We start from the raw sequence: 24,356 nt of genomic DNA, 5'->3' as shown, positions 1-24,356 counted from the left end.
GAGGATCGCGGCATGTGCAATCTCTACAGCATCACCAAGGGCCAGCAGGCGATCCGCGAGTTCACCCGCGCGATGGCCGACCGGGCCGGTAACCTGCCGCCGCTTCCCGGCGTGTTCCCCGACTATGCTGCGCCGATCGTCCGCAACCAACCGGCAGGCCGCGAGCTGACTATGGCCCGCTGGGGCATGCCGTCACCGGTCTTCGCCCTGAAGGGCAAGAAAACCGATCCCGGGGTGACGAACGTCCGCAATACCCAGTCCCCACACTGGCGTCGCTGGTTGAGCATCGAGAGCCGCTGCGTCGTGCCCTTCACCAGCTTCTCCGAGCATGAGGTGATGCCGGATGGCAGCCGCCCGCCGGTGTGGTTCGCCTTGAGCGAGGACCGCCCACTTGCGGCCTTTGCCGGCATCTGGACGCGCTGGACCTCAGTTCGCAAGGTCAAGGAAGGCGAGGTCACCGCCGACCTCTTCGCCTTCCTGACCACGGAGGCGAACGCTGAGGTCGGTGCCGTGCACCCCAAAGCTATGCCGGTCATCCTCACCACGTCGGAGGAGGTCGAGCAGTGGCTGACGGCGCCTATAGCGGAGGCGCTGACGCTACAACGGCCGCTGCCGGATGGTTCGCTGGTCGTCGTGGCGCGCGGCGACAAGCAGGACGGGGCGCCCGCCACGTCTTGATGGGGTGCGTTTATCCGATGCCAACACAGGCCTGCAGGCCAGAGGCCCAGCCGAGGAATATCAAGCTGCCAAAGCCGAAGTTGACCATCCAGCGCGGCAGGCGCTTCGGCTTGGTCGTGGCACCTAGGGATCGTCGGCGGGTAGCGGGGTAGGCGCCTCCGTCTCCAGCTCCTCAAGCGCCAGCTCCAGCTGGTCGGCTCCGGCCGCCAACCGTGCTGCCGGCGGCCGACAGTGCGCCCGCCTTTCCGGTGCAGATCCAGGTTGTCGGGACTGAGCTGCACGGGATGTCCGAACTCCTGTATGCCCAGCGCGCTCTATCCCCCGAAAGGCGCACCGGCGGTCCTCCGCGGCCGGCCCGGTAGGTCGAACGGCATGGCTCGACGGCGCATCCTGCAGCGGTTGCCCTGGGTAGCCCTCGGGCTCGTCGGGATGCTTATGGCCGCCGCGCTGTCCTCCCCGCTCTGGCTCAGGCCGCTCGCCGAGCATCAAGCCTCGGCGGCTCTCGGGCGCCCGGTGGAGATCAGGCGGCTGCGGCTGCGCCCGGGCAGTCCTCTGCTACTCACCGCGGAGGACGTGCTGATCGGCAACCCCCTAGGCTTCCCGCCCGGCGAGGAGCCCCTCCTGCGCATCCCCCGCCTCACGCTGGGTATCGAGGTCGGGACCTACCTGCGCCGGCGCGAGATCGTCATCTCCTCTGTCGAGTTGGATCGGCCAGTAGCCCGTGCTGTCTCGACGGCAGACGGCCGGAGCAACTTCGCCTTCGACCTCGGCGCTGGCCGCAGCGACGGCGCCACCTTCCCGAAGATCGGCGCCATGCGCGTCTCCGGCGGACACGCCCGGGTCTCGCTCGCGGAGCTGGGCGCCGAGTTCGAGGTGGCCGTCTCGACCAGAGACGCAGTAGAGCCGGGTGACCACGCCATAAGGGCAGAAGCACGCGGCACCTACGCCGACCAGCCCATGGCCGCTACCTTGCTCGCCGGCGGGCTCCCAGGCCTCGGAGGCCCATCCGGCGCCTGGCCAATCGAGCTGCACCTGACGAATGGGCCGACACGCGCCACCTTAAAGGGCAGGCTGCAGACCCGCCTAGACCCGCGCAGCGCCGCTTTCGGCCTGCTACTTGCTGGCCCGGATCTGGCGCTGCTAGCCCCGCTGACCGGCGTCCCGCTCCCGGCCACACCACCTTACGAACTAGGCGGCAAGCTGGACTACTCGGCGGGGCGCTTCCATTTCACGGACATCGCCGGGCGGATCGGTCGGAGCGACGTTGAGGGCACGCTCACTGTTACCCGTGGCCCCGAGCGGCCTCACCTGACGGCAGAGCTGCATTCGCGGAGCGTGGATCTCCGCGACATCGCCGGCCTACTCGGCGGCGGGCCAGGCCCGCCCGGGACGCCGGGACAGACCCCACAGCAGCAGGCGGAGGCGGCGCATACGCAGCGGGAGGCGAATGCGAGCCCGCGCCTGCTGCCGGACCGGCCGCTCAACCTGCCGAAGCTGAGGGGGGTGGACGCGCACCTCACCTACCGAGCCGAGCGGATCCAGGGCCGCTCCATGCCGCTCGACAACCTCACCCTTCGCATGGACCTCGTGGACGGCGTTGTGGCGCTCCGGCCCCTGAGCTTCAGGGTGGGCGCCGGACGGATCGCGGCTGACGTCTTGCTGACCCCTGGGGAGAGCAACACAGTGCAGGCGAAAGCCGAGGTCCGGTTCGAGCGACTGGACCTTGCCCGCCTGATGCAAGCGACAGGGACTTACCAGGGCGAGGGAGCGTTAAGCGGGACGGCGCGGGTCGAGGGCGCGGGCCGGTCGGTCGCAGACATCCTGGGACACGGGGACGGTGCGCTGCTCCTCTCCATGGCGGGCGGCGACCTTAGCAGGCTCCTGGTCAACCTTGCCGGCCTGCGCCTCGGCAGCGCACTGCTCGGCTCCCTCGGCGGCGAGGCGCGCACCCCGGTCGAGTGCTTCGTGGCCGACCTGCCATTGCGGCGCGGCGTGCTGTCCACCCGCGCCCTACTGCTCGAGACGGAAGACGCTGTGATCGAAGGGCGAGGCATCGTCGACCTGCAGCGGGAGCGCGTGGAGATCCGTCTCTGGACGAAGTCGAAGCGCCTGACCGTCGGCGTGCTGCCGGTGCCGCTGCTGATCAGCGGCACGCTCAAGGCACCGAGCGCAGCGCCCGACAGGGTAGAGGGCGCGGGTGGCGGGATTGCCGGCGCGTTGGCAGCGCTGCCCACCATCCGCTTCGGCACCGGCGACGATCCGCGCTGCGACGGGTTGCTCCGGCGCATGCGGCAGGGGCCGGCGACGGGCAGCGATGCGCCCCATGGTGGCGCAAGCAGTGGCAGCGGCCGGCGCTGAGACGCTGCGGGTCTGCGTCGCCGAGCTGCCGCTAGCCCGCAGCCTGGCGTGACTAGCCAATCTCTACGGCACCAACCCATCGCTTGTCATTAGATCCGGTCGTCGTAACAAGCTTTGGCCATAAAACGGTATCCGAAATTAGACGTTCGAATGACATGCCACTGGGGGACTTTGGCACGAACGACAGCGCCAGATGCTCGGAGCGCCTACCATGTCAGACCTGCCCGCATATGATCACGCCGACCAGCAGCAGTTGCGGCTTATTCTGGCAGCGCTTCAAGACCGGGTCATTCTCATCGAACCCAACCAGCACATCGCCTGGGCCAACAAAGCCGCCCTCAAGATGCACGGCGTGCACGAGATCGCGGAGCTTGGTGCCACCGTCTGCTGACCGCTGCTCAGTGCCGGCGCGCTCGCGCCCAGGCCTCCCGGGTATGGCGGCAGGAGACGTGTGCCCAGATGGCGGCGCAGTAAAGACAACATACGTTTCACTCGTCGCAGTGCGCGCTCTGATCAAACAACTTGACGATGCCCGCAGCAGGGTGGCTAAGCTTCAATCCCAAGGTACCAGGGACAGCCGCTTCGCCAGAGGAATCGCGTGCGATGTTCGTCTCCATCCTCAAGTCCGTCGTCCGCGTTGGTAGTCTGCGACTGATCGACGCGTCTGGCCGCATCCACATGGTTGGGGACGGAACTGTGCCCTGCGCGACGGTCCGTTTGTGCTCGCGTCGGCTTGCCTACTCCCTTGCAGCGAACCCAAGCCTCGCAATCGGCGAAGCGTACATGGACAACCTGCTGACGGTCGAAGAGGGTACGATTTACGACTTCCTCGAGATTCTGGCGCGTAACTACGCCCCTAGTAGCCACCCATGGCTCTCCCTCCTTGAGCGCATCAGTAGGGGGCTGAAGCAGCGCAATCCGACCGGCAGGGCCCGGCGTAACGTCGCCCACCACTATGACCTTTCCGGCGAACTCTACGACCTGTTCCTAGACCGCGACCGCCAGTACTCGTGCGCCTATTTTGAGCGCGCAGACGATACCCTGGAGGTCGCCCAGGAGCGCAAGAAGCAGCACATTGCGGCGAAGCTGCTGCTCGACAGGCCCGGGCTCCGGATCCTCGACATCGGCTCGGGCTGGGGTGGGCTCGGGCTTTATCTCGCCCGCGAGGCCTGCGCCGACGTCACCGGCGTGACGCTCAGCGCCGAGCAGCACCAAGCGAGCCAAGCGCGGACGGCGGAGGCCGATCTTGCGGAGCGCGTCCGCTTCTACCTCCGTGATTACCGTGAGGAGGGCGGCCGCTACGATCGCGTCGTCTCAATCGGCATGTTCGAGCATGTCGGGAAGCGAAATTACGCCGAGTTCTTCGGCAAGCTGCATGACCTCCTGGTGGAGGACGGCATAGCTCTGGTGCACACAATCGGCTACTCGGACGCGCCGGGCCCGATCAGCCCCTTCATCCGGAAGCACATCTTTCCCGGTGCCGACCTGCCGTCCCTGTCCGAGATCACCGCCGCCGCAGAGCGGAGTGGCCTCATTATCACCGACATCGAAGTCCTGCGTCTGCACTACGCCGAGACGCTACATCACTGGCGGAAGCGCTTCGTGGCTCATTGGAACGACGCGGCCCGGCTCTATGATGAGCGGTTCTGCCGAATGTGGGAGTTCTACCTTGCCCTGTGTGAGGTCGGCTTTCGGCACCGGACCAACGTCGTCTTCCAGGTGCAACTGGCGAGGCGCCTCGACGCAGTTCCCATCATACGCGACTACATAGTGGACTGGGAACGCCACGGCCATCAGCCTGCCCGGTGCGATGTCTCCGGTGCTGTCACCTTGCGCCGCTGAGCGACTTTGTTGTCGCGGTTGCTCGCCTAGGTGGCTTCGGGTAGGGGCCGTCCCAGTGCCATGCTAGGCCTGCCGCTCGCGTCCCAGGCTGCGGACTGATACGCTTGAACTCGGACGGCTGGAGTACGTCCGCACCACGTGATGCGGACTGCGGGGAGGGGCCAGTACGTCCGTGCCACTGACCCGTGCAACAGAGACGCCCCCATGGTCGCCGGAATGCCGTTCGGTGCCTCGGCCCTACGGGACGCAGGTCGGAACTTCGTCCGCTTGGTATAAGCTCCTGGAAGGATAACCGATCATGGCAGCTCGCGCTACCAGCCGACCCAATTACGGTATCTAGTACCCCTGTCGACGAAGATATCGGTATCAACCAGCTTGCAGAGGTAGAGTGAAGTGGCATCGCTCAGGCGATACCACCAAGCCCCGGTTGTCTGTGAAACGGCATACACGCAGGGCACTCGGCTCGATCCCATTGAGCGCCCTGTGGACCGCAGAGTCATCGCGGTTCGAACAGCGGCCGGCGCCGAGATGGTGGAGCGGCTCAAAGCGGCTCGGGCGACAACGCGCTGTGTGCCAGGTGCGCAAGCGGCTTCATCGATGCGGCGTTTCACGCAGGGGGGCGGCTTGCACGGTATCGTCGCCCTTCGTGTCTTCGACTGCGGCTACAGGATTTGTGGTGACAATTGTCAGGATGTCCGTACCCTGGCTTCTCACGATAATCAGGATGCCGGAGAACATAATGAAGAGCGCGGCTGGCGTGGCAAGTCCTGCCCAGCCCAACGCGAGGCCGAGCAAGAAGGAGCCGGCAATCCAAAGCCAGGCATGGTCGCGGATATGCGACAGAACCGGGTGCCTCATTGCGTCCTCCCTGTCCGGGTCTCCCGCCCGAGATTGCAGAATAGCAATATCTGAGACACCTAAGCGATAGAAATGCAAATGGATTGGTATCAGTCTCCTGCGCGTGCAGCAGCACAGCCGCGCCGGAGACCAGCGTCGCCAGCAGGAAAAGCACGGGCAGGAAAGCGTTGCCGCTGAAGATGTCGCTGACCGCGAGCTGATAGTCTTGGAGCTTCATAGAATCGAGGCCCGTCGACAGCTCTGGCAGGGAGGTAGCTGCGGCCCAAGAATGGCGAGCGCAGTGATGGCACGACGGAGGTGAAGAAGGTCACTGCGGTTGGCGAGAACTGCCGCGCCACGGGCCGGATCCATGCAACAGCGTCGTCGCGGGCCAGAAGTCCTGACCCGGCTTAGCGCCGCCGCACAATCACAGTTTCGGGCGGCCGTAGCGCCGCCCACCACTGGAGCTGTGCCCCTGCTTAAGCTCCCTCCGTGAGGCGGCACCAAGTCGCCCATGGGAGGAAAGCACCATGAAACGATATGGCATGACCCGCCGTGCGGCGCTGCGGGCAGGCGTGGCGGGCGCAGCCGGGGCCGCGCTGCCCGTCTTCAACGTTCATAGCCAGGGCTCCGCGGGAGTACTCCGCTGCGCCTTCTGGGAACACTGGGTGCCCGCGGGCAACGACATCATCCGCGAACTCTGCGAGGAATGGGGCGCCAAGAACCGGGTCGAGGTGAAGATCGACCGCTTGGTCTCTGCCGGTAACCAAATCCTGCTGACCATCGCCTCCGAGGCGCTATCGCGCAGCGGCCACGACGTGATCGCCATGCCAACCTGGGAGCCGTCCTCCCACGCCCGGCTGTTAGAGCCGGTCGACGACGTGGTCGGGCGCCTTCAGCAGAAATATGGCCCCATCAGCCCGACAGCCGAGTATCTGGCGCGGCGCGACGGCGCTTGGCGCGCCGTGCCCGCCATCGCCGGCAGCCAGATCAAGTCCGCCTGCATTCGCTACGACTTGTTCCAGGAGCATGCCGGAGTTGATATCCGCGCGATGTGGCCCGCGAAAGCAGAGCGCGGCCCGGGTGCCGAAACCTGGAACTGGGATGCCTTCCTGAAGGCGGCGGAGAAGTGCAACGCCGCCGGCTATCCCTTCGCCCTGCCCATGGGCCAGTATTCTGACGCGGTCGACTGGGTGGGTGCACTGTTCCGCAGCTTCGGTGCCAGCATGATGGATGCCGAGGGACAGGTGACGGTGCGCGGCAACAATAAGCTGAAGCAAGCGGTCGACTATCTCGTCCGCCTTTCAAAGCACCTGCCGAGCGACGTTTGGGCCTGGGACGATGCAGCGAACAACCGCGCGCTGATTTCCGGCAAGTCGGCGCTGATCTTCAACCCGCCCTCCGCATGGGCGGTGGCCAAGCGCGATGCGCCACAAGTCGCTGAGAAATGCTGGTACGCCCCCTTCCCGACCGGGGCTGAGGGCCGCTTCACCCCATTCCTGCCGTACTTTTGGGGCATTTGGAGCTTCTCGCGAAACAAGGCCGCAGCGAAGTCGCTGATTGAGTTCCTGTCTGACCGGCAGAACGCGGAGCGGCAGTCGGTGGCAACCTCGGGTTACGACATCCCGCCGTTCCAGAGCATGTCCGACTTCCAGGTCTGGGAGACCGAGGGACCGCCGGAGGGCTTCGCTTACAACTACCCGGACAAGCCACACCAACAGGGTCAACTGACCGTTGCCTTCGCTCCAGCACCGGCCGATATCGCGGTGCAGGCCTATGTCCAGGCGACCAACACCAAAATGATCGCCCGCGTGGCACAGGGCGGACAAACCATCGACGAGGCCATGGCCTGGGCCGAGGGCGAACTCAAACATTTCGCACGCGGCTGAGCAGAGCTGCTCAACCGTGATCGGGAGGACCAAACTGCGAGCCATGGTCGGTCTCCCGGTCGGTCGGCTCGGATGCGACAATCTTTGCCGCATCTGCCCGTCACTAAGGGAGTAGCGTTCGGCTGTCGGTCGGCGGAGGACTATAGACATACCAGCAAATGGATCAAAATCAGCACCAGCAGCGGCCGCAGCGGCGCTGGTTAGCTCGGCCAGTCGTCTCTCGCTGGTTCCGGCACCTGCACCCCCAGCCGAGCCGCTGCCGCCTCGAGCAGCGCCACATCCCCCTCCCGCCACTGCTTCCGGTTCAGCAGGGAAGTCGCTTCCGCTGGTAGAATCCCAAGGGCGGCGCCAATCCCGGCGGGCGTCATGATGCCCCGATTATCCAACTCGCGACCGATCGCCATCCGCAACCGGATGACCCTCAGCTGATCAGCGGTGCGGCGCCGGCGCTTTTCGGACGTGATCCTTGGCTTTGCGGGCAGCATCTGGTCAGGAGGCGGTAAGCTCATGCCGCAGATGTCGGGTGCCGCAGCCACCAGCACCAGCCCACGACGGGCAAAGGGGCGGTTCGTTCCTGCAAAGCTGGCGCAGGGCTGATACAAAAACCCCAGGTGGGTTGGGATCAACGAGCCTTGGTGTTGATGACGCGCCAGATGGCCTCGGTGCGTTTGCAGTCCGCCAGACACAGTGCTCTCAACCTGGCCACTGCTGCGTCCTGCATACCGGCGAAAACCCTGCCGTCCCGCTGCCTGCGCTGCATCTCGAACCGGTCAATGACCTCAAGGTCGTGCAGGTCTCTCCCCTCGTGGCTGTCGCATTCCAGATTCGGGCAGTAGGGCCCAATCCCAGGTGCGATCATGTACGGAGTGTCGCATACGCGGCATTGCATGGACCTGTCCTCCAGCGGTGACGCCAAGCATGAACGCTTACGGCGGTCAGTCGGGTGCCGTGAGCAATAGGAAAGGGCTGAGGTCGGCGCTTCCTCACGTGATGAGGTGGATGCCCCCTGCTCCCATCCACATATGCGATAAGCCCCTCAAAACAGGTCAGAAGATCGGGGCAAATTCTTCTGCCGTGGGCGGGCTGATACTGCCATCTTCACCGATATGGATACCGATAGCAGCGGTAACGCGAGCAAGGTCACGGGAGAGGTCACGCCCAGCAGTGTGATGGAGCCGCAGGCGCTTAGCGCCTTGACCGAAGCCTTGCGACAGGAACGGGAGCGCCGAGAGGCAGCAGAAGCCGCCGCCGCCCTGGCCGAGGGCGAGGCAGCCGGCCTTCGAGAAGCGATCCGGTTGACCCCAACGGTGAAGCAGCTTGAACAGGCTCGTGGGCGAGTTGAGCAGGACGCTACGCGGGCCAATCGGGCCGAAGGAGAAGTAGCGGCCCTCCGACAAGCCGTGGCGCGCGATGTCCGACTTTTGGAAGAGGCGGAGGCCGGTCGGAAAGCCGCAGAAGCGATAAGAGACAAAGCGACAGCCGCGGCTCGGCAAGCGGCACTGCGAGCCATGGCACTGGAAGCCGAGCGGACCCGCTTGCGGCCACAGGCGGAGCGGGTGCCGGTGCTGGAGGCCGAGGTCGCGGCGCTGCGGGATGCGGTAACGCGCGAGGCGGCACGGGCTGAGCATGCGGAAGCGGTGCTGGCCAGCTGGCTGGCTAGCGGCCCGCTACGGCGTGCCTGGACAGCCTTCTGGCGCGCGCGGTCCTGACTCAACTCGACTGCCTTACCCGCATCGGCTCGCGGCTCGGGCATGTGGCCGTCGGCAGCGCCGCGGCGGATCAGACCATCCATGACGTGATAGGCCGCGCCGGGCCCGTGCTGCCCTACACGACCGAAAAGGCGGCGGCGGTGCAGCTCCTCCCGCCCGGGTTCGAGTGGATGCCTCCCACCTATGCCAGCGGACTGGTCTATGCGTCCTGCCGCCGCGCCGGACGCGATGGCAAATGGCTCTACCCTCATCACGGACAGTGGAGCGCGACCGAGCCGCTGGCGATGTGCGGCGCGCTGCTGCGGGCTTGGGCGATGCTGGCGAAGGCCGTGGTGCAGCCATGACGGCGCCTCTTACCCGGACCTGACGCCTGTAACCCGTTCTGTACGATTTTCACGCAAAGGGTCAGCAATCAAGGCATAGTGTGACCTCACCGCCCGCTGAGATCCTCGGCGCGGACGGCTGAAGGTTCGCGCTTCCGCTGACACTCGCTACAGGCGCCTGTTCGTGGCCAGCCTCGAGCAGTTACTCCTGCCCTACAACAACGGCTGTCTCGCGTCGCTGCCGTCCGAGGACCCGGCATGCCTCGCGCCAGCCCATACATGCGAGGAAGCAATGACCATCACTACGGAAACCACATCCAACCAAACTGATCCGACCGTCCTTACGGACGCGGAGTTGGATCATGTCGGCGGGGGGGGCTTCAACGAAGTCTACAACCGAGGTTCCGTTATCAGTAGCGGCATCCAAGAAATCCCGCCCAACCCAATCAGGGGCGAATACGCGCGGTTTGTCGTTGCGACTATTCCTCCTAATCCCGTCATCGTCACTTAAGGCTAGGCTAAGCCGGCCGCTCAAGGTCGCGACGTCGAGACATTGGCGCAGAATTTTACACCGCGAATGTCGTGGCGCCGTGACTGCGGGTGCAGGTGCCAGACCACTCCCGCTCCAGCGGCTAAAACACAGCGCAGGCGTGCGCAGTGCAGACCTTGACCGGCTCGCGTCCACGAATACCCGATGCCGCCCTCGGTTGAAAGCGGCGGCGGCTCACATGTGGAAGTGGCGGCCATCTTCTCGAACTGCGTTGGGCTTGTGAAGCCGAGCGCGGAGTGGCGCCGGACACGACGCCTGAAGTTCGCAGTCACGAGCGCCTAGGCTCTTGTGAAGCACCGAGGCAACGGTGCGCATACCAGGGAGGGTGTCATGTCGGCCATGGAGACCGCGAAAGCGTTCTTCGAAGCCTGCGAGGCTGGTGAGGGTTGGGAGACATGTCGCGGCCACTGCGCACCGAATGCAACCTTCGCGGCACAGGCGGGCGCGCTGGTCGATGTGAAAACGCTGGAGCAATACACCGAGTGGATGAAAGGCATCCTCACAGTCCTGACCGACGCTACCTACGAGCTGAAGGCCTTCGCAGAGGACCGTGAGCGCGAGCAGGTCTGCGCGTTCGCTACCTTCGTCGGCACGCACAAGGCGGGCGGTCCGGTCCCACCGACCGGCAGGACAACGCGCACCGACTACGTCTATGTCATGCGGTTCCAGGACGGGAAGATCGTGCACATGACGAAGGTCTGGAACGATGGCTACGCTCTTAAGGAACTCGGCTGGGTCTGATGCGCGGGCCAAGTTGTAGCCTCTCCCTACCGCTCACGTGGCATTGGTGCACGGATGCGGGTGAGCAGACGGTAATGGCCTCGCCTGGTCCGAAATATTAGGCGACGCGAGTGGAAACCAGCCACTCGCTCCGGCTGGCGACCACTCGCACCGCTAGGGCGGCCTCGGCGCGCGAAGCGTCTGCCGCGGCAAGTCGGACCGTGAAAGGGTCGGCTCAGGCGGTCAGCTTCGCCTGACAGGACTGCCCGGCGGATCTGTGCCCTCTACTCCGGCTTGATGTTCGCCGCCCTCACCACCTCAGTGTAGGTGGCGAGGTCGCGGCGCAGGCGGGCGGCGAACTCGGCCGGACCGATCCCCAACACCTCCAAGCCCCGCCGCTCGAAGTCGGCGCGGACCTCTGGGCGATCCAGCCCAGCCAACCACGCTGCGCTGTGGCGGTCGGTGACCTCAGGCCGCAGCCCAGCTGGTGCTACAACGCCAAACCAGCTGTCGGAGAGGATGGGAAAGCCCAGATCGGTTAGGGGTGGCACCTCTGGGAGGTGCCGAGACCGCTGCGGTGCGGCGACGGTAAGTGCCTTGAGCTGCCCCGCGGCGACAGGCTGTAGCACGTTGGGCAGGTTGGCGAGCATGAAGTCGATACGTCCGGCAAGGAGGTCCACCTCGGCCTGCGCGCCGCGGTAGGGCACGTGAGTGGCGTTCAGTCCGGCCAGCAGCTTGAGCTGTTCGGCGCCGATGTGGTTGGAGGTGCCGACGCCGTAGGAGCCGAAGCTGAGCCCCTTGCCCGGCCGCCGCGCCGCCTCCAGGAAGCCGGCGAAGTCTGCCGCGACGCTCGGGTGCGCCACCAGGACGTGCGGCACCACCGTGAGCAGCGCGATCGGCACGAAGTCTCGCAGCGGGTCGTATGAAAGGTTCGGCCGCAGGGCGGCGTTGATGACGAAGCTGTTGGCCGCGATCAGCACGGTGTGGCCGTCTGGCGCGGCGCGGGCCACGGCCTCGGTGCCGACCAGCGTGCCGGCGCCGGTGCGGTTCTCAATGATTACGGGCTGGCCGAGGTCAGCCTGCAGAACTTGGGCGAGCTGGCGGATGGCGAGGTCCATCGAGGCGCCGGGGGGCTGGGGCACAACGACCCGGACCGGTCCCGTCGGATTCCAGCTGCGTTCCTGCGCGCGAGAGGCCGCAGAAGGCAAAGCCAGCAGCGCGAGAGTGGCTCGACGGGTGACGAACATAGGATCGCTTTCGCAAACAGCAAACCACGGTAGGAGGGGCTCCCTTCTTGGCTCAAGCTCGAATAGGCCTTATACCAAATCCCGTTGATCAGAACCGATGTGCCCAATCGCGCAGTCCGATGGACATGATTGTCCAGGGTTGTTCGACGAGCCTGTTCCAGGCGCGGCAGCAGTGGTCGACGATGTCGTCGTAGCACCGGAAGACGCGGTTCGAGAGCCAGTTGTCTCGCATGAACTGCCAGGTGTTCTCGACCGGGTTCAATTCTGGGCACTTGGGCGGCAACGGGATGAGGGTGATGTTCGACGGTACCTCAAGCCTGTCTGACAGGTGCCATCCGGCTTGGTCGAGCAGCAGCACGGCATGGGCACCAGGCGCCACGGCGGCAGCGACCTCGGCGAGGTGCAGGCTCATGGCTGCAGTGTTGCAGTGGGGCAGGACAAGGCCTGCCGCCTTGCCCTCCTTGGGGCAGATGGCACCGAAGATATAGGTCGAGGCTGTGCGTTGGTCGCTCAGCGCCACGGGCCGGGTGCCGCGCCGGGCCCAGCGCCGGGTCATCTTGTTCTTCTGGCCTATCCTGGCCTCATCGGCGAACCAGATCTCGATGTCGCGCGCTGCTACGCCGTTCTCACGCGCGACTTCGTCCAGACGGCTGGCGAAGCTCTTTTAAAAAGATCGGCCGCGCCTTCGGCTTGCGCATGATGGCGAGGGCGAGCCGAGAGCTTACGGTAGCCAAGGGCCCGCACCTCGCGGCTCATCGTCTGCTTGGCGGCCGTGACCCGGTGCTCCTCCCACAGCCATTGGCAGAGATCGACCAACCGCCACCGCACCACGCCGTGGACCGCGGGTATCGGACCGCTCTCGAGCACCGCCGCCAGGGCCGCACGGTGGGTACTGGTCAGCCGTGACGCCTGGCCCGGCGCCTTGCGGTCAACCAGCCCAGCCGGGCCCTCGGCATTGAACCGAACCACCCAGTCCCGGACGATCTGCACCGTCACTCCGCCGACCCGAGCGGCCTCTGTACGCGACGCGCCATCGTAAATGGCTGCCAAGGCCAACAGGCGCCGGGCCTGGACTGCATCCTTGGTCCGGCGAGCCGCAGCACGAAGCCCAGCCGCGTCAAAGTCCGCTCGGAGTGGGATGGGCATGGCGAAGCTCCCCTGTTCGCCACGTTGAATCAGAGCGCCGCCAGCCTGGGAATCCTCCGCGAGTCATGCTCTCGGAGACTTGGTATAACTGCCCGAACAGCCGTTCGATAGGGCGGCTGGCATTATCCCTCATTCGGCGCGGCGTCGGCCGCGAGATGCATTTCGAACCAGTCGAGCATGTCGCGCACGAACTCTGGCTCGTCCACCAGACGGCCTAGGAACGCCATGGCCAGCCGAACCGCCAGATCGTCAGAAGCGTCAGCGTCTACGCCGTCCTCATCCTCGGATGTGGCCTATGCCGTTACCAACTGCCCAGTGAATTCCCCGTCGGAACCTCCAAGGATGGCTGCCACCTCGCCCCTCCGCAGGACAAAGGCCGTATGCTCTTCGCCGGTTTCCTCGTCTTTGAACACGAAGGTCCTGTCGTCCTCGTCAACCTCGACGAGCGTGTTGTCATCCTCGTCTGCGGTCATCACTCATCTCCCGTCCTGCCGGCGCGAGCATCTTTGCCTGCAGCCGGATCGCTTCTGGGACCGGACCAATAAGTCGGATTTTCCCGCGCCGGCTGGCCAAGGTCGGGGGCACGCTCAAAGGAGGCGAACTCTCTCAGCACACTCGGATCCCATTCAGAGTGAAGGTCAATCTTGCCAAGCGGGCACCCCCCTTGTAACGGCCACCCGACGTCATCCCGTTCGCTCAACTACTGCGCGTTCATTCCAGAGGGTCAACCTGATCTATGTTTCGCTTGCCACTTGGCCAGGATGGGTCTGCCCCGATGATCCGGCTGGCCGGTCTGTCCAAACGCTTCGGGACTATCGGCCCCCTCGCGCTCGACAGCGTGTCGCTCTCGGTCGAGCAGGGAGAGGTGTTTGGCATCGTCGGTCGGTCGGGGGCAGGTAAGTCAACGCTCATCCGGTGCGTGAACCTCCTGGAACGCCCAGATGAGGGACATGTGGAAGTACTGGGACAGGACCTGCTGGCGCTCGACGAAGCAGGGCTGCGCACCGCACGGCGGAGCATCGGCATGGTTTTTCAGCATTTCAACCTGCTCTCTTCTCGCACCGTAGCCGGCAACATTGCCTTCCCGCTCGAGGTAGCTGGGGTGCCTCGGGCCGAGCGGGAAGCGCGCATCAGCGAGCTCCTGCCGCTGGTTGGGCTGGAGACAAAGCGCGAGGCCTACCCTGCCCAACTCTCAGGTGGTCAGAAGCAGCGGGTCGGTATCGCCCGTGCCCTCGCGTCCTCGCCGCGCATTCTGCTCTGCGACGAGGCGACATCGGCCCTGGATCCCGAGACAACTGCGGAAATCCTCACACTCATTCGCAACTTGCGGGAGCGGCTGAACCTGACGGTGCTCCTCATCACCCACGAGATGTCTGTCGTGAAGGCCATCTGTGATCGGGTTGCCGTCATGGAAGCAGGCCGCATCATCGAGCAGGGCCAGGTCTTCCAGGTCTTTACACGGCCAGAAGCCGAGACTACTCGCCGCTTCGTCTCTGGGGTGATTGGCCATGGTGTACCATCGGGCACTCTTGCCCGGTTGCCGCCGCCAAATCCGGGTGAGCAGCAGCGGCTTCTGCAGATTCTCTTTGCCGGTCCAGGCAGCACCCGGTCGGTGATCAGCGAGGCCACCCGGCGCTTCGATCTCGACCTGAATATCATCTCAGGCCGCATTGACGAGATCGGCGGCGTGCCCTTCGGCGTCATGGCCCTAGCGGTTTATGGCGAGTCGCAGCGGATCGACGCCGCGATCTCCTGGATGCGTGGGCTAGGGCTGGAGGTGACCGAAGGCATACCCGAGGTCCGCGCCAACCCTCCAGCGGAGACGGCGTGATATGGGTTTGCTTTCCCCGACTATGCAGGATCTTCTGCTCGAAGCGGCTTGGCAAACACTGCTGATGGTCGGTGCTTCGGCCGCCATCGCTGTCGTACTTGGCTTGCCTCTGGCGCTGCTCCTGCTCCTGACCATGCCAGGTGGCTTGGCGGCGAACGCTCTGGTGCATCGGCCGCTCGGGCTAGTGGTGAATGCCGTTCGCTCGACGCCTTTCATCATCCTGATGGTCGCTATAGTACCCTTTACCCGGATGGTTGCCGGCACCTCCATCGGCACTAATGCCGCGATCGTCCCGCTGGCGCTCGCCGCTACGGCTTTTATCGTTCGGCTGTTCGAGAATGCCCTTCGAGAGGTGGACCGGGGCGTCATAGAGGCGGCACGCGCCATGGGCGCGACGCGCCTGCAGATCGTGACCAAGGTGCTGGTGCCCGAAGCCATGCCGGGCTTGGTTGCCGCCGTCACTGTGACACTGGTCAGCCTGGTGGGCTACTCGGCAATGGCCGGGGCCATAGGTGGGGGCGGGCTGGGTGATCTCGGAATACGCTTCGGCTACCAGCGTTTCATGCCCGAAGTCATGGCGATTGTAGTCGCCATCCTGATCCTTTTCGTTCAAGGGCTGCAGTCACTTGGTGACCGTTTGGTCCGCCGCTTGTCACGCCGTTGAGGAGGAGCCCCATGTCCCTGATAAGCCGTCGCACTACCTTGGGAGCAGCCCTGCTGGCGCCGCTCGCCGCGCAGGCGCAGGACATTGGTTCTGCCAGCCGCCCGCTGCGCATCGGCGTCACAGCCGGACCGCATGCTCAGGTTATGGAAAAAGTACGAGAGATTGCTGCGCGACTTGATGGCCCGGGCGCCGGCCTCGTACTGCATATTGTGGAATTCACCGACTACATTCAGCCCAATGTGGCATTAGGGAGCGGGGATCTGGACGCCAATAGCTACCAGCACCTGCCGTTCCTCGAGCAGCAGGTCAGGGATCGTCGGCTGGATCTCGTGTCGGCCGGCAAGACGCTGGTCTTCCCGATGGGCGTCTACTCCCGACGTCACCGTCGGGTCGACGACATCGCCCAAGGCGCTAGGATCGCTATCCCCAACGATCCGACCAATGGAGGCCGCGCATTAATGCTCTTGGCTTCGGCGGGCGCCTTCAAGCTGAAGCCAGCGGCCGACTTCCGCGCCACGGTGGCCGACATCACTGAGAACCCGCGCCGCCTTCGGGTCGTCGAACTCGAGGCAGCGCAGCTGCCCAGGGCGTTGGAGGAGGTCGACGCAGCGGCGATCAACACCAACTATGCCATTCCCGCTGGCTTGAACCCCGTCACCGATGCCATCGCACGGGAGAATGCCGATAGCTCCTATGCGAACATCATCGCTGTGCGTCGGAGCGACCAGGGCGCTTCCTGGGTGCGCCGCCTGCTGGCCGCTTACCAGACGAATGAAGTGAAAGCCTTCGTCGAGCGGACCTTCCAGGGCGCCGTGGCGCCGGCTTTTTAGGGAGACATGCCATGCTCCTCCGTCGTTCCCTGCTTGCCACCAGCGCCACCCTGGTCACGACCGGTGTTCACGCTCAGGAGCTGGGCAGCACTCAGCGCCCGCTCCGAGTAGGCGTCACCACGGGCGTACATGCTCAGGTCCTCGAGAAGGTTCGGGACGTGATGGCCCGTGAGGGGTTTGCGATCCGGATTACCGAATTCGGCGATTTCATCCAGCCTAATGTTGCCCTGGCTGCTGGGGAGCTGGACGCCAACACCTACCAACACCTGCCCTTCCTCGAGACGCAGAAGCAGCAGCGCGGCTATGATTTTGTCCCGGTTGGCAGAACGGTTTTGACGCTCATGGCGGTCTTCTCCCGCAAGCACAAATCCCTGGCCGACCTGCCGAACGGCGCTCGTATCGCAATCCCGAATGACCCCACCAATGGCGGCCGGGCTTTGCTGCTGCTGGCGCAGAAAGGTGTGTTCAGCTTGCGCCAAGGTGCTGACTACCGAGCCACGGTGGCCGACATCACCGAGAACTCCAAGCGGGTTCGCATTGTCGAGCTTGAGGCGGCGCAGATCGCTCGCAGCCTGGAAGACGTTGATGCCGCGGCGATTACCGGCAACTACGCAGTGCCAGCCGGACTGAATCCCTTGCGCGACGGATTGGCGGCCGAAGGGCCGGAGAGCGTCTACACCGTGCTGGTCGTGGTCCGTCGGGCAGACGAAAACCAGCCCTGGGCAAAGCGCTTGGCCACCGGCTATGCCCACTCCGAGGTAAAGGCATTTATAGAGCAGAGCTTCGGAGGCGCCGTCATTCCCGGCGCCTGACTCTCTGCGGGACATAGCCAGTCGGATGTCGGAGTGAACTAACCGACATTGCTGCACGGGCCGCCGGGCCAGTGATTATCGGGGGGCATCGTTAAGTTGGTGGTGCAAGGCTGACCGATGGCCGATGTTGGATTGGCGTTCGGACCGCTGCAGTGACCTCGCTGACGTCCCCTCATGCTCGGGCTGCACAGCCCGCTGAGGAGCACCGCCCCTACACCATGCTGTGGGGCACGACCGCCGGCGACCGCGCAGAAGCGATTGCGTTCGTTTTCAGCGCCCGTTCGAACTCCGCGAGCGGGCTGACGGCATCGCCGACCTCCAGTAGCGCTTCGGCCAATAGCTCCGGCGGGCACGAGGGGACCGGTTGACCTGATTGGCTGAAGTAGTTCCAGAGCTGTCCGTTCGAGACGGATATCTTCGTCGATATGGACACCGACAATCTCGCAGACGATGCCCATTGTCAGGCGGCCTTTGAAGGCACAACGCGCCTTCCGCTCATGCCCGCGACGGCACGCTCGAGTGGGATGGTTACCTCGACTACGAGGCCGGTTCGGCCCCAATGCCGCTCGACTGTGCCGCCAAGCTGGCCCCGGACGGTAGCGTCAATCACCCGTGAGCCAAAGCCGCGGCGCACCGGGCTGCCCTCGATTATTGGACCGCCCGTCTCGGTCCAACGGAGCCGCAGCGTCCCCGTGCTCGCCGGTGCGGTGTCCACGAGCCACTGCACCTCCATCCGCCCATGGGGCATAGACAGCGCCCCGTGCTTCGCTGCGTTGGTGGCCAACTCATGCAGCAGCATGGCGACAGGCTGGACTGCCTCGGCCATCAGGGCAACCGCAGGTCCGTGCAATGAAACCGATGTCTGGCGCTGGCCGTCAGCTCCTGGGAAACGCAGCACGTAGGGCGCCAGTTCACGCTCAATCACAGTACGGAGGTCGGCGCCACCCCAACCCCGCTCTGCAAGAAGCGAGTGCACCCGTGCCAGTGCGCTTACGCGTGCCTCAACCGCCGCTACAAAGGCCTTTGGATTATCGCGCGGGCTCAAGCGCAGCACTGATTGCACCACGGCAAGCACGTTCTTGGCACGGTGATCCACCTCACGCGCGAGCAGCACCCGGCGCTCCTCATCGGCCTTGCGTGCGGAGATGTCGCGTATGATCCAGGTGAAGAACTGGTCGCCAGCCTCGTCACGCCACTCGGCCACGGAAAGCTCGACCGGCACCACCGAGCCATCCTCGCGGCGGCCTTCCGCCTCGCGTTGGCCATGGGCTTGGCCGCGAACAATGCCGGCGGGGTCGTCAGCCTTGGTGCTGCTCACCTCGCCTATCAGCTTCAACATAGTTTCACCGACCGCCTCGCGCTGAGCATACCCGAAGATCGCTTCGGCCGCGGCGTTGACGGACCGGATAACTCCCTTCTCGTCGGTGACGATGATGGCATCCAGCGCGGTTTCCACGACCGCGCGCAGCCGTGCTTCGCCTGCGGCTACCGCCGCCGCGCGTGCCTGCAGCGCGAGATGCGCTTGCACGACCGCAGCCCGCAGACGCTCGAACTCTTGGACCCGAACTGGGGGGCCCTGCGGCACCACCTCCACCTGGCCTCCACTGAACGCGACGCGCTCTGCCTTGCGCGTCAGCCAGTCCACCGGCTCGAGCACGCGGTGCCCCAGACGTGCCGCAACAATGAGAGCCAGTACCAGAGATCCGAGGCCACCAAGCGCCAAGGTAGCAAGCGGAGTCCACAGGCTGGCATAAAGTGCGGTGTTCGGAGCGGCTACCGTGACGGTCCAGGCGGGGAACTGGGTGACACGGTGGAAGGCGGTGGTGATGGGAGCGCCAGCCAGGTTGTCGCCAGCCAGCACACCTTCCTTGTGGTCATGAAGACCATCCACGACCCAGGTGCGGACCTGCTGGCCAACGTAGCGTTCCTGATCGACAGAGCGGGCCAGGATGGCGCCACGGCCATCGATGAGGCTTGCATAGATCCCGTTATCGAACTCCTGGGCGGTCAGCAGGCGAGACAGGCGATTTGACTCGATAACGACACCAAGCGCGAAGACCACTTTATCTGAGCGGATGACGGGGACGTAGACGGGGATCAGGAAGCGTCCTGTCATTTGGCCGAGGACGGCATCGCCCACGGCGAGGCGATGGGTCTCGAACACCCGGCGAGCCACATCAGAGGTTTGCCGCACCGGTCGCCTTGCCTGCATGTCGGTGGCGAAGGGGAAGTCCGTGTGCAGCGCCATCGTGCCGTCCGGCTGGATCAGAAAGATGCGGCTGCCGAGAGTAGCGGCCACCCAACGGGCACGGTCGTGGAACAAGGCGAGGTCAAGGGTATCGCTGTCGAGATTGGTCGAGCTGCTCAGGGTCGACAGGGCGGTGGTGAAGATCTCGATCTCACTGCCGATCGCACTGGCCAGAGCCCCAGCGGTATTTTGCAGCCTGTCTTCAAAGGTGCGCTGGTGGCTAACCACCGCGGCGGTGACGGCGATTGCGCCGACGGCGAAGGCTGGCAGGAGCGCGGAGGCGACCAGCGCAATAATATGCGTCCGCAGGCGAGGTCGTTTGACCGCTATCTCGTCAAGCCCTTGCAATCTGTTGCCCTCAACGCTGTCGGACGCCTAGTGCCCCACCAAAACGGCTATACACTGTGCCTTCCTAAGCTACCCTAGATTTAGAAAATATGGCCGGTAAATACGGCCCCTACATTAAGTTGCCGAATATAGCACAATCAGAACTAAATTACGCAGCGTGCTGGGGTGCTCGGTAATGCGTCCAGCACCTTCATTCCGGCATCAGGCATGGCTCGATGGAAAACTGACGAGATGAGCGGCGAGGGTATTTCGGTGCGCATTCACCACGGTTGCATGGATGAACTTCTTTTGGGGTGACACCCTGATCACACCGTCGTTAAAAGCCGGGCATGCCAGCCCATCACAGCCTCCACGTCGCCCTGACGGCCGAATTGTGCCGGTTCGTCGAGCGCCTCGTCGCCTCCGGCCACTACCAGAGCTCCAGCGAGGTCGTCCGCGCCGGCCTGCGCCTGCTCGAGCGCGCCGAGGCGCTGCCCCCCAAGCTGCCGGTTTACCAGCCTCCAATCGCAACCTCAGGGCAGTCCGATGTACAGCCGCAAGGTTGACCTCGCCCGCCATAAGCTGCCGAGCCCAGGACGGCTTGCCGAGCTGGTGCTCGAAAGCTCCGCCGATTTTGCCGTCCTGACGATCTGCCTGGAAGGCACCATCACCAGCTGGAACAGTGCCGCCGAGCGGGTGATGGGCTGGGCGCAGACCGAGGCCGTCGGCCAGGATGCCAGAACGATCTTCACACCCGAGGATCAGGCCATGGGTGTCTGCGCGATGGAGATGGCGCAGGCCCGGAAAACCGGGCGGGCAGTGGACGAACGCTGGCACCTGCGCAAGGACGGCAGCTGCTTCTGGGGCTCCGGCTCGATGACCCGGCTTGAGGATGACAAGACGGGCGAGCACATCGGCTATGTGAAGATCGTGCGCGACCGCACCGACCAACACTTGGCCGGCGAGCAGCTTCGGGCCAGCGAGGCGGTGCTGCGCAGCGTGCTGGAGAGCAGCGCCGACTGTCTCAAGCTCCTCACCCCCGATGGGCGAGTGACCTTCATGAACGGCCCGGGCATGGCCATGCTGGGGGTCGGTGACTTCGAGGAGATTAGGGGCAAGGATTACGCTGCCCTCTGGCCGGAGAAGGAGCAGGCCGGGGTCAGGGCGGCCATCGCCAAGGCGGCTGCCGGGGGCGTGGGCCGCTTCCACGGATTTGCACCCGGCGCCCTGGGCATAGACCGGTGGTGGGATCTCCAGGTCACCGCGGTACCGGGTGCGGATGGGCGCCCTGAACTCTTGCTCGCCTCCTCGCGCGACGTGACCGAGCGTGAGCAGTCGCGCGAGGCCCTGCGCCTCAGCGAGGCACGGCTTCGAGCCGCCCTTAGTATCAGTACGGTCGGCGTGATGTTCTGGGGCGAGGGCTTCGGCCTCACGGAGGTGAACGACGCCTTCCTGCGGATGACTGGCTTCAGCCGAGAGGAAGCACTCGGCAAAACTTGGCAGGAGCTGACCCCGCCGGAGTTCTACCCACCTTCGCTCAAGGCCGTCGAGGAGGTCACCACACAAGGCGAGACCACGCCCTACGAGAAGCAGTACTACCGCAAGGACGGCTCGCGCTGGTGGGGCCTGTTCGCGGCGCGGCGGATTGGCGAGGAGGTGGTCGAGTTCGTGCTCGACATCACCGACCGGAAGCAGGCCGAGGAGGCGCAGCGCGCCATTGAGGAGCGCTACCACCTCGCGGTGCGGGCGACCAACGACGCGGTCTGGGATTGGGACCTGCGGGGCGACTGGATCGAATGGAATGAGGCGCTGCACGAGGCACATGGTTATCGATTGGAGGAAGTTGATCCTTCCAGCGGATGGTGGCTGGAGCGCATTCACCCCGACGACCGCGAGAGGGTCTCCCGGTCGGTCCACGCAGTAATCGATAGCACCGAGAGCCGCTGGGCGGACGAGTATCGCTTCCAGCGCGCTGACGGCAGCTATGCCGATGTGCTCAACCGCGGCTTCATGGTGCGCAGCCCCCACGGCGAGCCCCTGCGCATGATCGGGGCCATCCTCGACGTCACCGAGCGCCGGCAGGCGGAGCGTGAATTGCGGCGCCTGAATGGTGAGCTCGAGGTCGAGGTGGCGCGCCGCGCCACTGAACTCCGGCGACGGGAGGAGGCACTGCGGCAAAGCCAGAAGCTTGAGGCTGTCGGCCAGCTCACGGGCGGCGTCGCGCATGACTTCAACAACCTGCTGACCGTGATCCGTTCCTCCGCGGAGCTGTTACGTCGTCCGGGCTTGCAGGAGGAACGGCGACGCCGCTACGTCGAGGCGATCGCCGAGACCGCTGAGCGCGCGACCAAGCTCACGCGCCAGCTCCTGGCCTTCGCCCGGCGCCAGCCCCTCAAGCCGGAAGTGTTTGCCCTGGGCGAGCGGGTCCAGGCCGTCGCGGAGCTCATCCGTCCCCTCGTCGGAGGGCGTGTGAGGATTGACGTTGCCCTCGAATGTCAGGGCTGCGCCGTTGAAGCCGATGCCAATCAGTTCGAGACGGCGCTGGTCAACCTGGCAGTCAATGCCCGCGATGCGATGGATGGCGAAGGACGCCTGACCATCCGGACCTGGCTCGCCTCCGCGGTGCCGCCGACGCGCGGGCATGCGGGCACACCGGGCGCCTTCGTCGCGGTATCTGTCTCCGATACGGGGGCAGGCATGGCGCCGGAGATGCTCGGCCGGATCTTCGAGCCCTTCTTCACCACCAAGGAGGTCGGCAAGGGCACCGGGCTCGGTCTGTCGCAGGTCTATGGCTTCGCCAAGCAGTCGGGCGGCGAACTCCATGTCGAGAGCGAGATCGGTCGGGGCTCGGTGTTTACGCTCTATCTGCCTCGCGCCGAAGCCAAGCCCGTGGTTGAGCCGACATATCTTGGGGCCGAGGCCGAGCCCCCTGAAGTAAAGTATCGGAACGTGCTCCTGGTCGAGGACAACAACCAGGTCGGTGACTTCGCCCGGCAGATGCTTGAGGACTTCGGCTATGTCGCCACCTGGGCACCGAACGCCAAGGCCGCGCTGGAACTGCTGGAGGAGGATGCGAGCCGCTTCAACGTCGTATTCTCCGATGTGGTCATGCCCGGCATGAACGGGGTGGAGCTTGCAAAGGAGATTCGGCAGCGCTGGCCGGAGCTGCGGATCATCCTGACCAGCGGCTACAGCCATGTGCTGGTAGAAGGCGGTGCTAAGGGCTTCGCCCTGCTACACAAGCCCTACTCAGCCGAGGACCTGTCAAAGGCACTTCACCGGTTAGGGTAGGTGCCGATGGGCTCCTAGCCGAACGGCGAGACGCTGCTACACCACCTACCCGGGTCTGATACAGGGGATGCCGGTGGTGTTCGGCGGAACGGAGGAACGTGAACGCCATGCCTGATATCGAGCAGATGGTCAGGCGCCAGCGACTGCTGGCCGATTTCGGCGACCTCGCGCTGCGCAGCGAGAGCTTCGACGAGGTTCTGGCAGAGGCTTGCCGCTTGGTGGCCGAAGCACTCGACACCGGGCGCGCCAAGATCCTCGAAATTGATGGGAACAGCCAGACGCTCCTGGTACGGGCGGGTGTCGGCTGGAATCCTAACATCGTCGGTAAGCTCCGCCTCCCTATGGGCGAGCATTCCTCCGAGACCTTCGCAATTCTGGCCGGCAAGCCGGTCATCACCCAAGATATCCGCAAGGAGAATCGGTTCGAGCTTCCCCTCTTCATACAGGAGGCCGGAGTGGTCGCGCTGGCGAATGTGCCGGTCTTCCTGCCTGGTGGACGAACCTACGGATTGCTGCAGGTCGATGCCACCGAGCCACGCGACTTCGGTGCGGAGGATACGGAGTTTCTGCGAACCTACGCTACCATCCTTGGCCCCGTCATCGACCGCCTGCGCAAGGTCCGCAAGCTTGAGGCGACCGAGGAGCGCTTTCGTCTCATCGTCGACAACGCACTCGACTACGCCATCTTTGTCACCGACGCGGAAGACCGTATCACCGACTGGCTGCCTGGCGCCGAGGCCGTCTTCGGCTGGAGCGCGGAGGAGGCCGTTGGCCAGCCCGCCAGCTTGATCTTCACTCCGGAGGACCGTGCGGACCACGTGGACCGGGATGAGGTCGAGACGGCGCGCCGCGAAGGCACTGCCCCAAACCGCCGCTGGCACCTCCGCAAGGATGGGGCGCGGGTGTTCATCGACGGCACTGTCAAGGCGTTGCGCGGCGACGGGGGCGCGGTTCGCGGCTTCCTCAAGGTTGGCCAAGACGTCACCGAGCGTCGCCGGACCGAGGAAGCGCTACGCGAGAGCGAGGCGCGGTTCCGCCACATGGCCGACAGCGC

General features: G+C 65.0%; 23 protein-coding genes. 16 read left to right on the top strand and 7 right to left on the bottom strand.

Translation table 11 applies throughout. The annotated features are described in order from the left end of the window. Nucleotides 1-12: 12 nt before the first annotated feature. From JMJ55_RS28230 to JMJ55_RS28215, 4 genes are all read left to right on the top strand, one after another. Nucleotides 13-678 (top strand): SOS response-associated peptidase, encoded by a 666-nt coding sequence (locus JMJ55_RS28230; RefSeq protein ID WP_202828949.1) that lies wholly within the window; start codon nt 13-15, stop codon nt 676-678. Nucleotides 679-1,113: 435 nt separating this feature from the next. Beyond that, entirely contained in the window at nt 1,114-3,036 is a 1,923-nt protein-coding gene (locus tag JMJ55_RS28225; RefSeq protein ID WP_202828948.1) for an AsmA family protein, read from the top strand. 211 nt (nt 3,037-3,247) lie between these two features. Beyond that, complete coding sequence (locus JMJ55_RS28220) at nt 3,248-3,427, top strand: hypothetical protein (protein ID WP_202828947.1); 180 nt, start codon at nt 3,248-3,250, stop codon at nt 3,425-3,427. A gap of 212 nt (nt 3,428-3,639) precedes the next feature. Beyond that, the gene (locus tag JMJ55_RS28215) at nt 3,640-4,878 is read left to right on the top strand and encodes an SAM-dependent methyltransferase (protein WP_202828946.1); all 1,239 of its coding nucleotides are present in this window, start codon (nt 3,640-3,642) and stop codon (nt 4,876-4,878) included. Between the two features lie 591 nt (nt 4,879-5,469). Here the strand turns inward: JMJ55_RS28215 and JMJ55_RS28210 are convergent. Next, nucleotides 5,470-5,736: a hypothetical protein gene (locus tag JMJ55_RS28210; protein ID WP_202828945.1), complete on the bottom strand. Its 267-nt coding sequence runs from the start codon at nt 5,734-5,736 to the stop codon at nt 5,470-5,472. Between the two features lie 509 nt (nt 5,737-6,245). Between JMJ55_RS28210 and JMJ55_RS28205 the strand changes: the two genes are divergently transcribed. Continuing rightward, entirely contained in the window at nt 6,246-7,604 is a 1,359-nt protein-coding gene (locus JMJ55_RS28205) for an ABC transporter substrate-binding protein (protein WP_202828944.1), read from the top strand. Between the two features lie 200 nt (nt 7,605-7,804). Here the strand turns inward: JMJ55_RS28205 and JMJ55_RS28200 are convergent, their stop codons facing one another. Further along, entirely contained in the window at nt 7,805-8,230 is a 426-nt protein-coding gene (locus JMJ55_RS28200) for a hypothetical protein (protein WP_202828943.1), read from the bottom strand. Between the two features lie 420 nt (nt 8,231-8,650). Further along, a complete protein-coding gene (locus JMJ55_RS28195) occupies nt 8,651-9,097 on the bottom strand; it encodes a hypothetical protein (RefSeq protein ID WP_202828942.1) in 447 nt (148 codons plus the stop codon). A gap of 15 nt (nt 9,098-9,112) precedes the next feature. On the opposite strand from JMJ55_RS28195, the gene JMJ55_RS28190 reads away from it, so the two are divergent. The 4 genes from JMJ55_RS28190 to JMJ55_RS28175 all read left to right on the top strand — a co-directional run bounded on the left by JMJ55_RS28190 (nt 9,113) and on the right by JMJ55_RS28175 (nt 10,927). Then, nucleotides 9,113-9,313 carry a hypothetical protein gene (locus JMJ55_RS28190; protein ID WP_202828941.1) on the top strand — a complete coding sequence of 67 codons (201 nt, stop codon included), beginning with the start codon at nt 9,113-9,115 and terminating at the stop codon, nt 9,311-9,313. A 44-nt stretch (nt 9,314-9,357) separates the two neighbouring features. Then, nucleotides 9,358-9,657 (top strand): hypothetical protein, encoded by a 300-nt coding sequence (locus JMJ55_RS28185; RefSeq protein ID WP_202828940.1) that lies wholly within the window; start codon nt 9,358-9,360, stop codon nt 9,655-9,657. 163 nt (nt 9,658-9,820) lie between these two features. After that, nucleotides 9,821-10,147: a hypothetical protein gene (locus JMJ55_RS28180; RefSeq protein ID WP_202828939.1), complete on the top strand. Its 327-nt coding sequence runs from the start codon at nt 9,821-9,823 to the stop codon at nt 10,145-10,147. A gap of 369 nt (nt 10,148-10,516) precedes the next feature. Further along, nucleotides 10,517-10,927: a nuclear transport factor 2 family protein gene (locus tag JMJ55_RS28175; protein WP_202828938.1), complete on the top strand. Its 411-nt coding sequence runs from the start codon at nt 10,517-10,519 to the stop codon at nt 10,925-10,927. A 263-nt stretch (nt 10,928-11,190) separates the two neighbouring features. Here the strand turns inward: JMJ55_RS28175 and JMJ55_RS28170 are convergent, their stop codons facing one another. The 3 genes from JMJ55_RS28170 to JMJ55_RS28160 all read right to left on the bottom strand — a co-directional run bounded on the left by JMJ55_RS28170 (nt 11,191) and on the right by JMJ55_RS28160 (nt 13,772). After that, nucleotides 11,191-12,024, bottom strand: coding sequence for a Bug family tripartite tricarboxylate transporter substrate binding protein (locus JMJ55_RS28170; RefSeq protein WP_202828937.1), 834 nt, complete (start codon nt 12,022-12,024; stop codon nt 11,191-11,193). A gap of 217 nt (nt 12,025-12,241) precedes the next feature. Next, nucleotides 12,242-13,299 (bottom strand): IS630 family transposase gene (locus JMJ55_RS28165; protein WP_236034166.1). Its coding sequence is split into 2 segments (ribosomal slippage): nt 12,242-12,795 and nt 12,795-13,299, totalling 1,059 coding nucleotides; the frame shifts between segments, so codons are not numbered across the junction. A gap of 293 nt (nt 13,300-13,592) precedes the next feature. After that, the gene (locus JMJ55_RS28160; RefSeq protein ID WP_202828935.1) at nt 13,593-13,772 is read right to left on the bottom strand and encodes a hypothetical protein; all 180 of its coding nucleotides are present in this window, start codon (nt 13,770-13,772) and stop codon (nt 13,593-13,595) included. A gap of 302 nt (nt 13,773-14,074) precedes the next feature. On the opposite strand from JMJ55_RS28160, the gene JMJ55_RS28155 reads away from it, so the two are divergent. From JMJ55_RS28155 to JMJ55_RS28140, 4 genes are read left to right on the top strand one after another with little or no spacing between them, the layout of a single operon-like run. Then, entirely contained in the window at nt 14,075-15,130 is a 1,056-nt protein-coding gene (locus JMJ55_RS28155; RefSeq protein ID WP_202828934.1) for a methionine ABC transporter ATP-binding protein, read from the top strand. A gap of 1 nt (nt 15,131) precedes the next feature. Then, nucleotides 15,132-15,794, top strand: a complete 663-nt coding sequence (locus JMJ55_RS28150; RefSeq protein WP_202828933.1) for a methionine ABC transporter permease — start codon at nt 15,132-15,134, stop codon at nt 15,792-15,794. An 11-nt stretch (nt 15,795-15,805) separates the two neighbouring features. Next, the gene (locus tag JMJ55_RS28145; RefSeq protein WP_202828932.1) at nt 15,806-16,624 is read left to right on the top strand and encodes a MetQ/NlpA family ABC transporter substrate-binding protein; all 819 of its coding nucleotides are present in this window, start codon (nt 15,806-15,808) and stop codon (nt 16,622-16,624) included. An 11-nt stretch (nt 16,625-16,635) separates the two neighbouring features. Further along, a complete protein-coding gene (locus tag JMJ55_RS28140; RefSeq protein ID WP_202828931.1) occupies nt 16,636-17,436 on the top strand; it encodes a MetQ/NlpA family ABC transporter substrate-binding protein in 801 nt (266 codons plus the stop codon). A 460-nt stretch (nt 17,437-17,896) separates the two neighbouring features. On the opposite strand, the gene JMJ55_RS28135 is transcribed toward JMJ55_RS28140, so the two are convergent. Beyond that, on the bottom strand, nt 17,897-20,032 hold the full coding sequence (locus JMJ55_RS28135; RefSeq protein ID WP_202828930.1) for a PAS domain S-box protein: 2,136 nt from the start codon (nt 20,030-20,032) through the stop codon (nt 17,897-17,899). 329 nt (nt 20,033-20,361) lie between these two features. Between JMJ55_RS28135 and JMJ55_RS28130 the strand changes: the two genes are divergently transcribed. From JMJ55_RS28130 to JMJ55_RS28120, 3 genes are all read left to right on the top strand, one after another. Next, entirely contained in the window at nt 20,362-20,577 is a 216-nt protein-coding gene (locus JMJ55_RS28130; RefSeq protein ID WP_202828929.1) for a type II toxin-antitoxin system ParD family antitoxin, read from the top strand. Beyond that, nucleotides 20,558-23,302 (top strand): hybrid sensor histidine kinase/response regulator, encoded by a 2,745-nt coding sequence (locus JMJ55_RS28125; RefSeq protein ID WP_202828928.1) that lies wholly within the window; start codon nt 20,558-20,560, stop codon nt 23,300-23,302. Before JMJ55_RS28130 ends, JMJ55_RS28125 begins: the two co-directional genes overlap by 20 nt. A 107-nt stretch (nt 23,303-23,409) precedes the next feature. After that, the coding region (locus JMJ55_RS28120; RefSeq protein WP_202828927.1) for a PAS domain S-box protein at nt 23,410-24,356 on the top strand (947 nt) is incomplete at its 3' end.

Source organism: Belnapia mucosa (genome assembly GCF_016775475.1).
GTDB lineage: Bacteria > Pseudomonadota > Alphaproteobacteria > Acetobacterales > Acetobacteraceae > Belnapia > Belnapia mucosa.
The sequence above is the reverse complement of the archived record's forward strand: the minus strand, read 5'-3'. Positions and strand labels throughout refer to the sequence as shown.

Bases quoted from the DNA above. Each gene is read 5' to 3' on its own strand.
- JMJ55_RS28150 (WP_202828933.1), top strand. From the start codon at position 15,132: ATGGGTTTGCTTTCCCCGACTATGCAGGATCTTCTGCTCGAAGCGGCT.
- JMJ55_RS28190 (WP_202828941.1), top strand. From the start codon at position 9,113: ATGGCACTGGAAGCCGAGCGGACCCGCTTGCGGCCACAGGCGGAGCGG.
- JMJ55_RS28175 (WP_202828938.1), top strand. From the start codon at position 10,517: ATGTCGGCCATGGAGACCGCGAAAGCGTTCTTCGAAGCCTGCGAGGCT.
- JMJ55_RS28125 (WP_202828928.1), top strand. From the start codon at position 20,558: ATGTACAGCCGCAAGGTTGACCTCGCCCGCCATAAGCTGCCGAGCCCA.
- JMJ55_RS28130 (WP_202828929.1), top strand. From the start codon at position 20,362: ATGCCAGCCCATCACAGCCTCCACGTCGCCCTGACGGCCGAATTGTGC.
- JMJ55_RS28220 (WP_202828947.1), top strand. From the start codon at position 3,248: ATGTCAGACCTGCCCGCATATGATCACGCCGACCAGCAGCAGTTGCGG.
- JMJ55_RS28155 (WP_202828934.1), top strand. From the start codon at position 14,075: ATGATCCGGCTGGCCGGTCTGTCCAAACGCTTCGGGACTATCGGCCCC.
- JMJ55_RS28160 (WP_202828935.1), bottom strand. From the start codon at position 13,772: ATGACCGCAGACGAGGATGACAACACGCTCGTCGAGGTTGACGAGGAC.
- JMJ55_RS28210 (WP_202828945.1), bottom strand. From the start codon at position 5,736: ATGAGGCACCCGGTTCTGTCGCATATCCGCGACCATGCCTGGCTTTGG.
- JMJ55_RS28215 (WP_202828946.1), top strand. From the start codon at position 3,640: ATGTTCGTCTCCATCCTCAAGTCCGTCGTCCGCGTTGGTAGTCTGCGA.
- JMJ55_RS28170 (WP_202828937.1), bottom strand. From the start codon at position 12,024: ATGGACCTCGCCATCCGCCAGCTCGCCCAAGTTCTGCAGGCTGACCTC.
- JMJ55_RS28230 (WP_202828949.1), top strand. From the start codon at position 13: ATGTGCAATCTCTACAGCATCACCAAGGGCCAGCAGGCGATCCGCGAG.
- JMJ55_RS28140 (WP_202828931.1), top strand. From the start codon at position 16,636: ATGCTCCTCCGTCGTTCCCTGCTTGCCACCAGCGCCACCCTGGTCACG.
- JMJ55_RS28145 (WP_202828932.1), top strand. From the start codon at position 15,806: ATGTCCCTGATAAGCCGTCGCACTACCTTGGGAGCAGCCCTGCTGGCG.
- JMJ55_RS28205 (WP_202828944.1), top strand. From the start codon at position 6,246: ATGAAACGATATGGCATGACCCGCCGTGCGGCGCTGCGGGCAGGCGTG.
- JMJ55_RS28225 (WP_202828948.1), top strand. From the start codon at position 1,114: ATGGCCGCCGCGCTGTCCTCCCCGCTCTGGCTCAGGCCGCTCGCCGAG.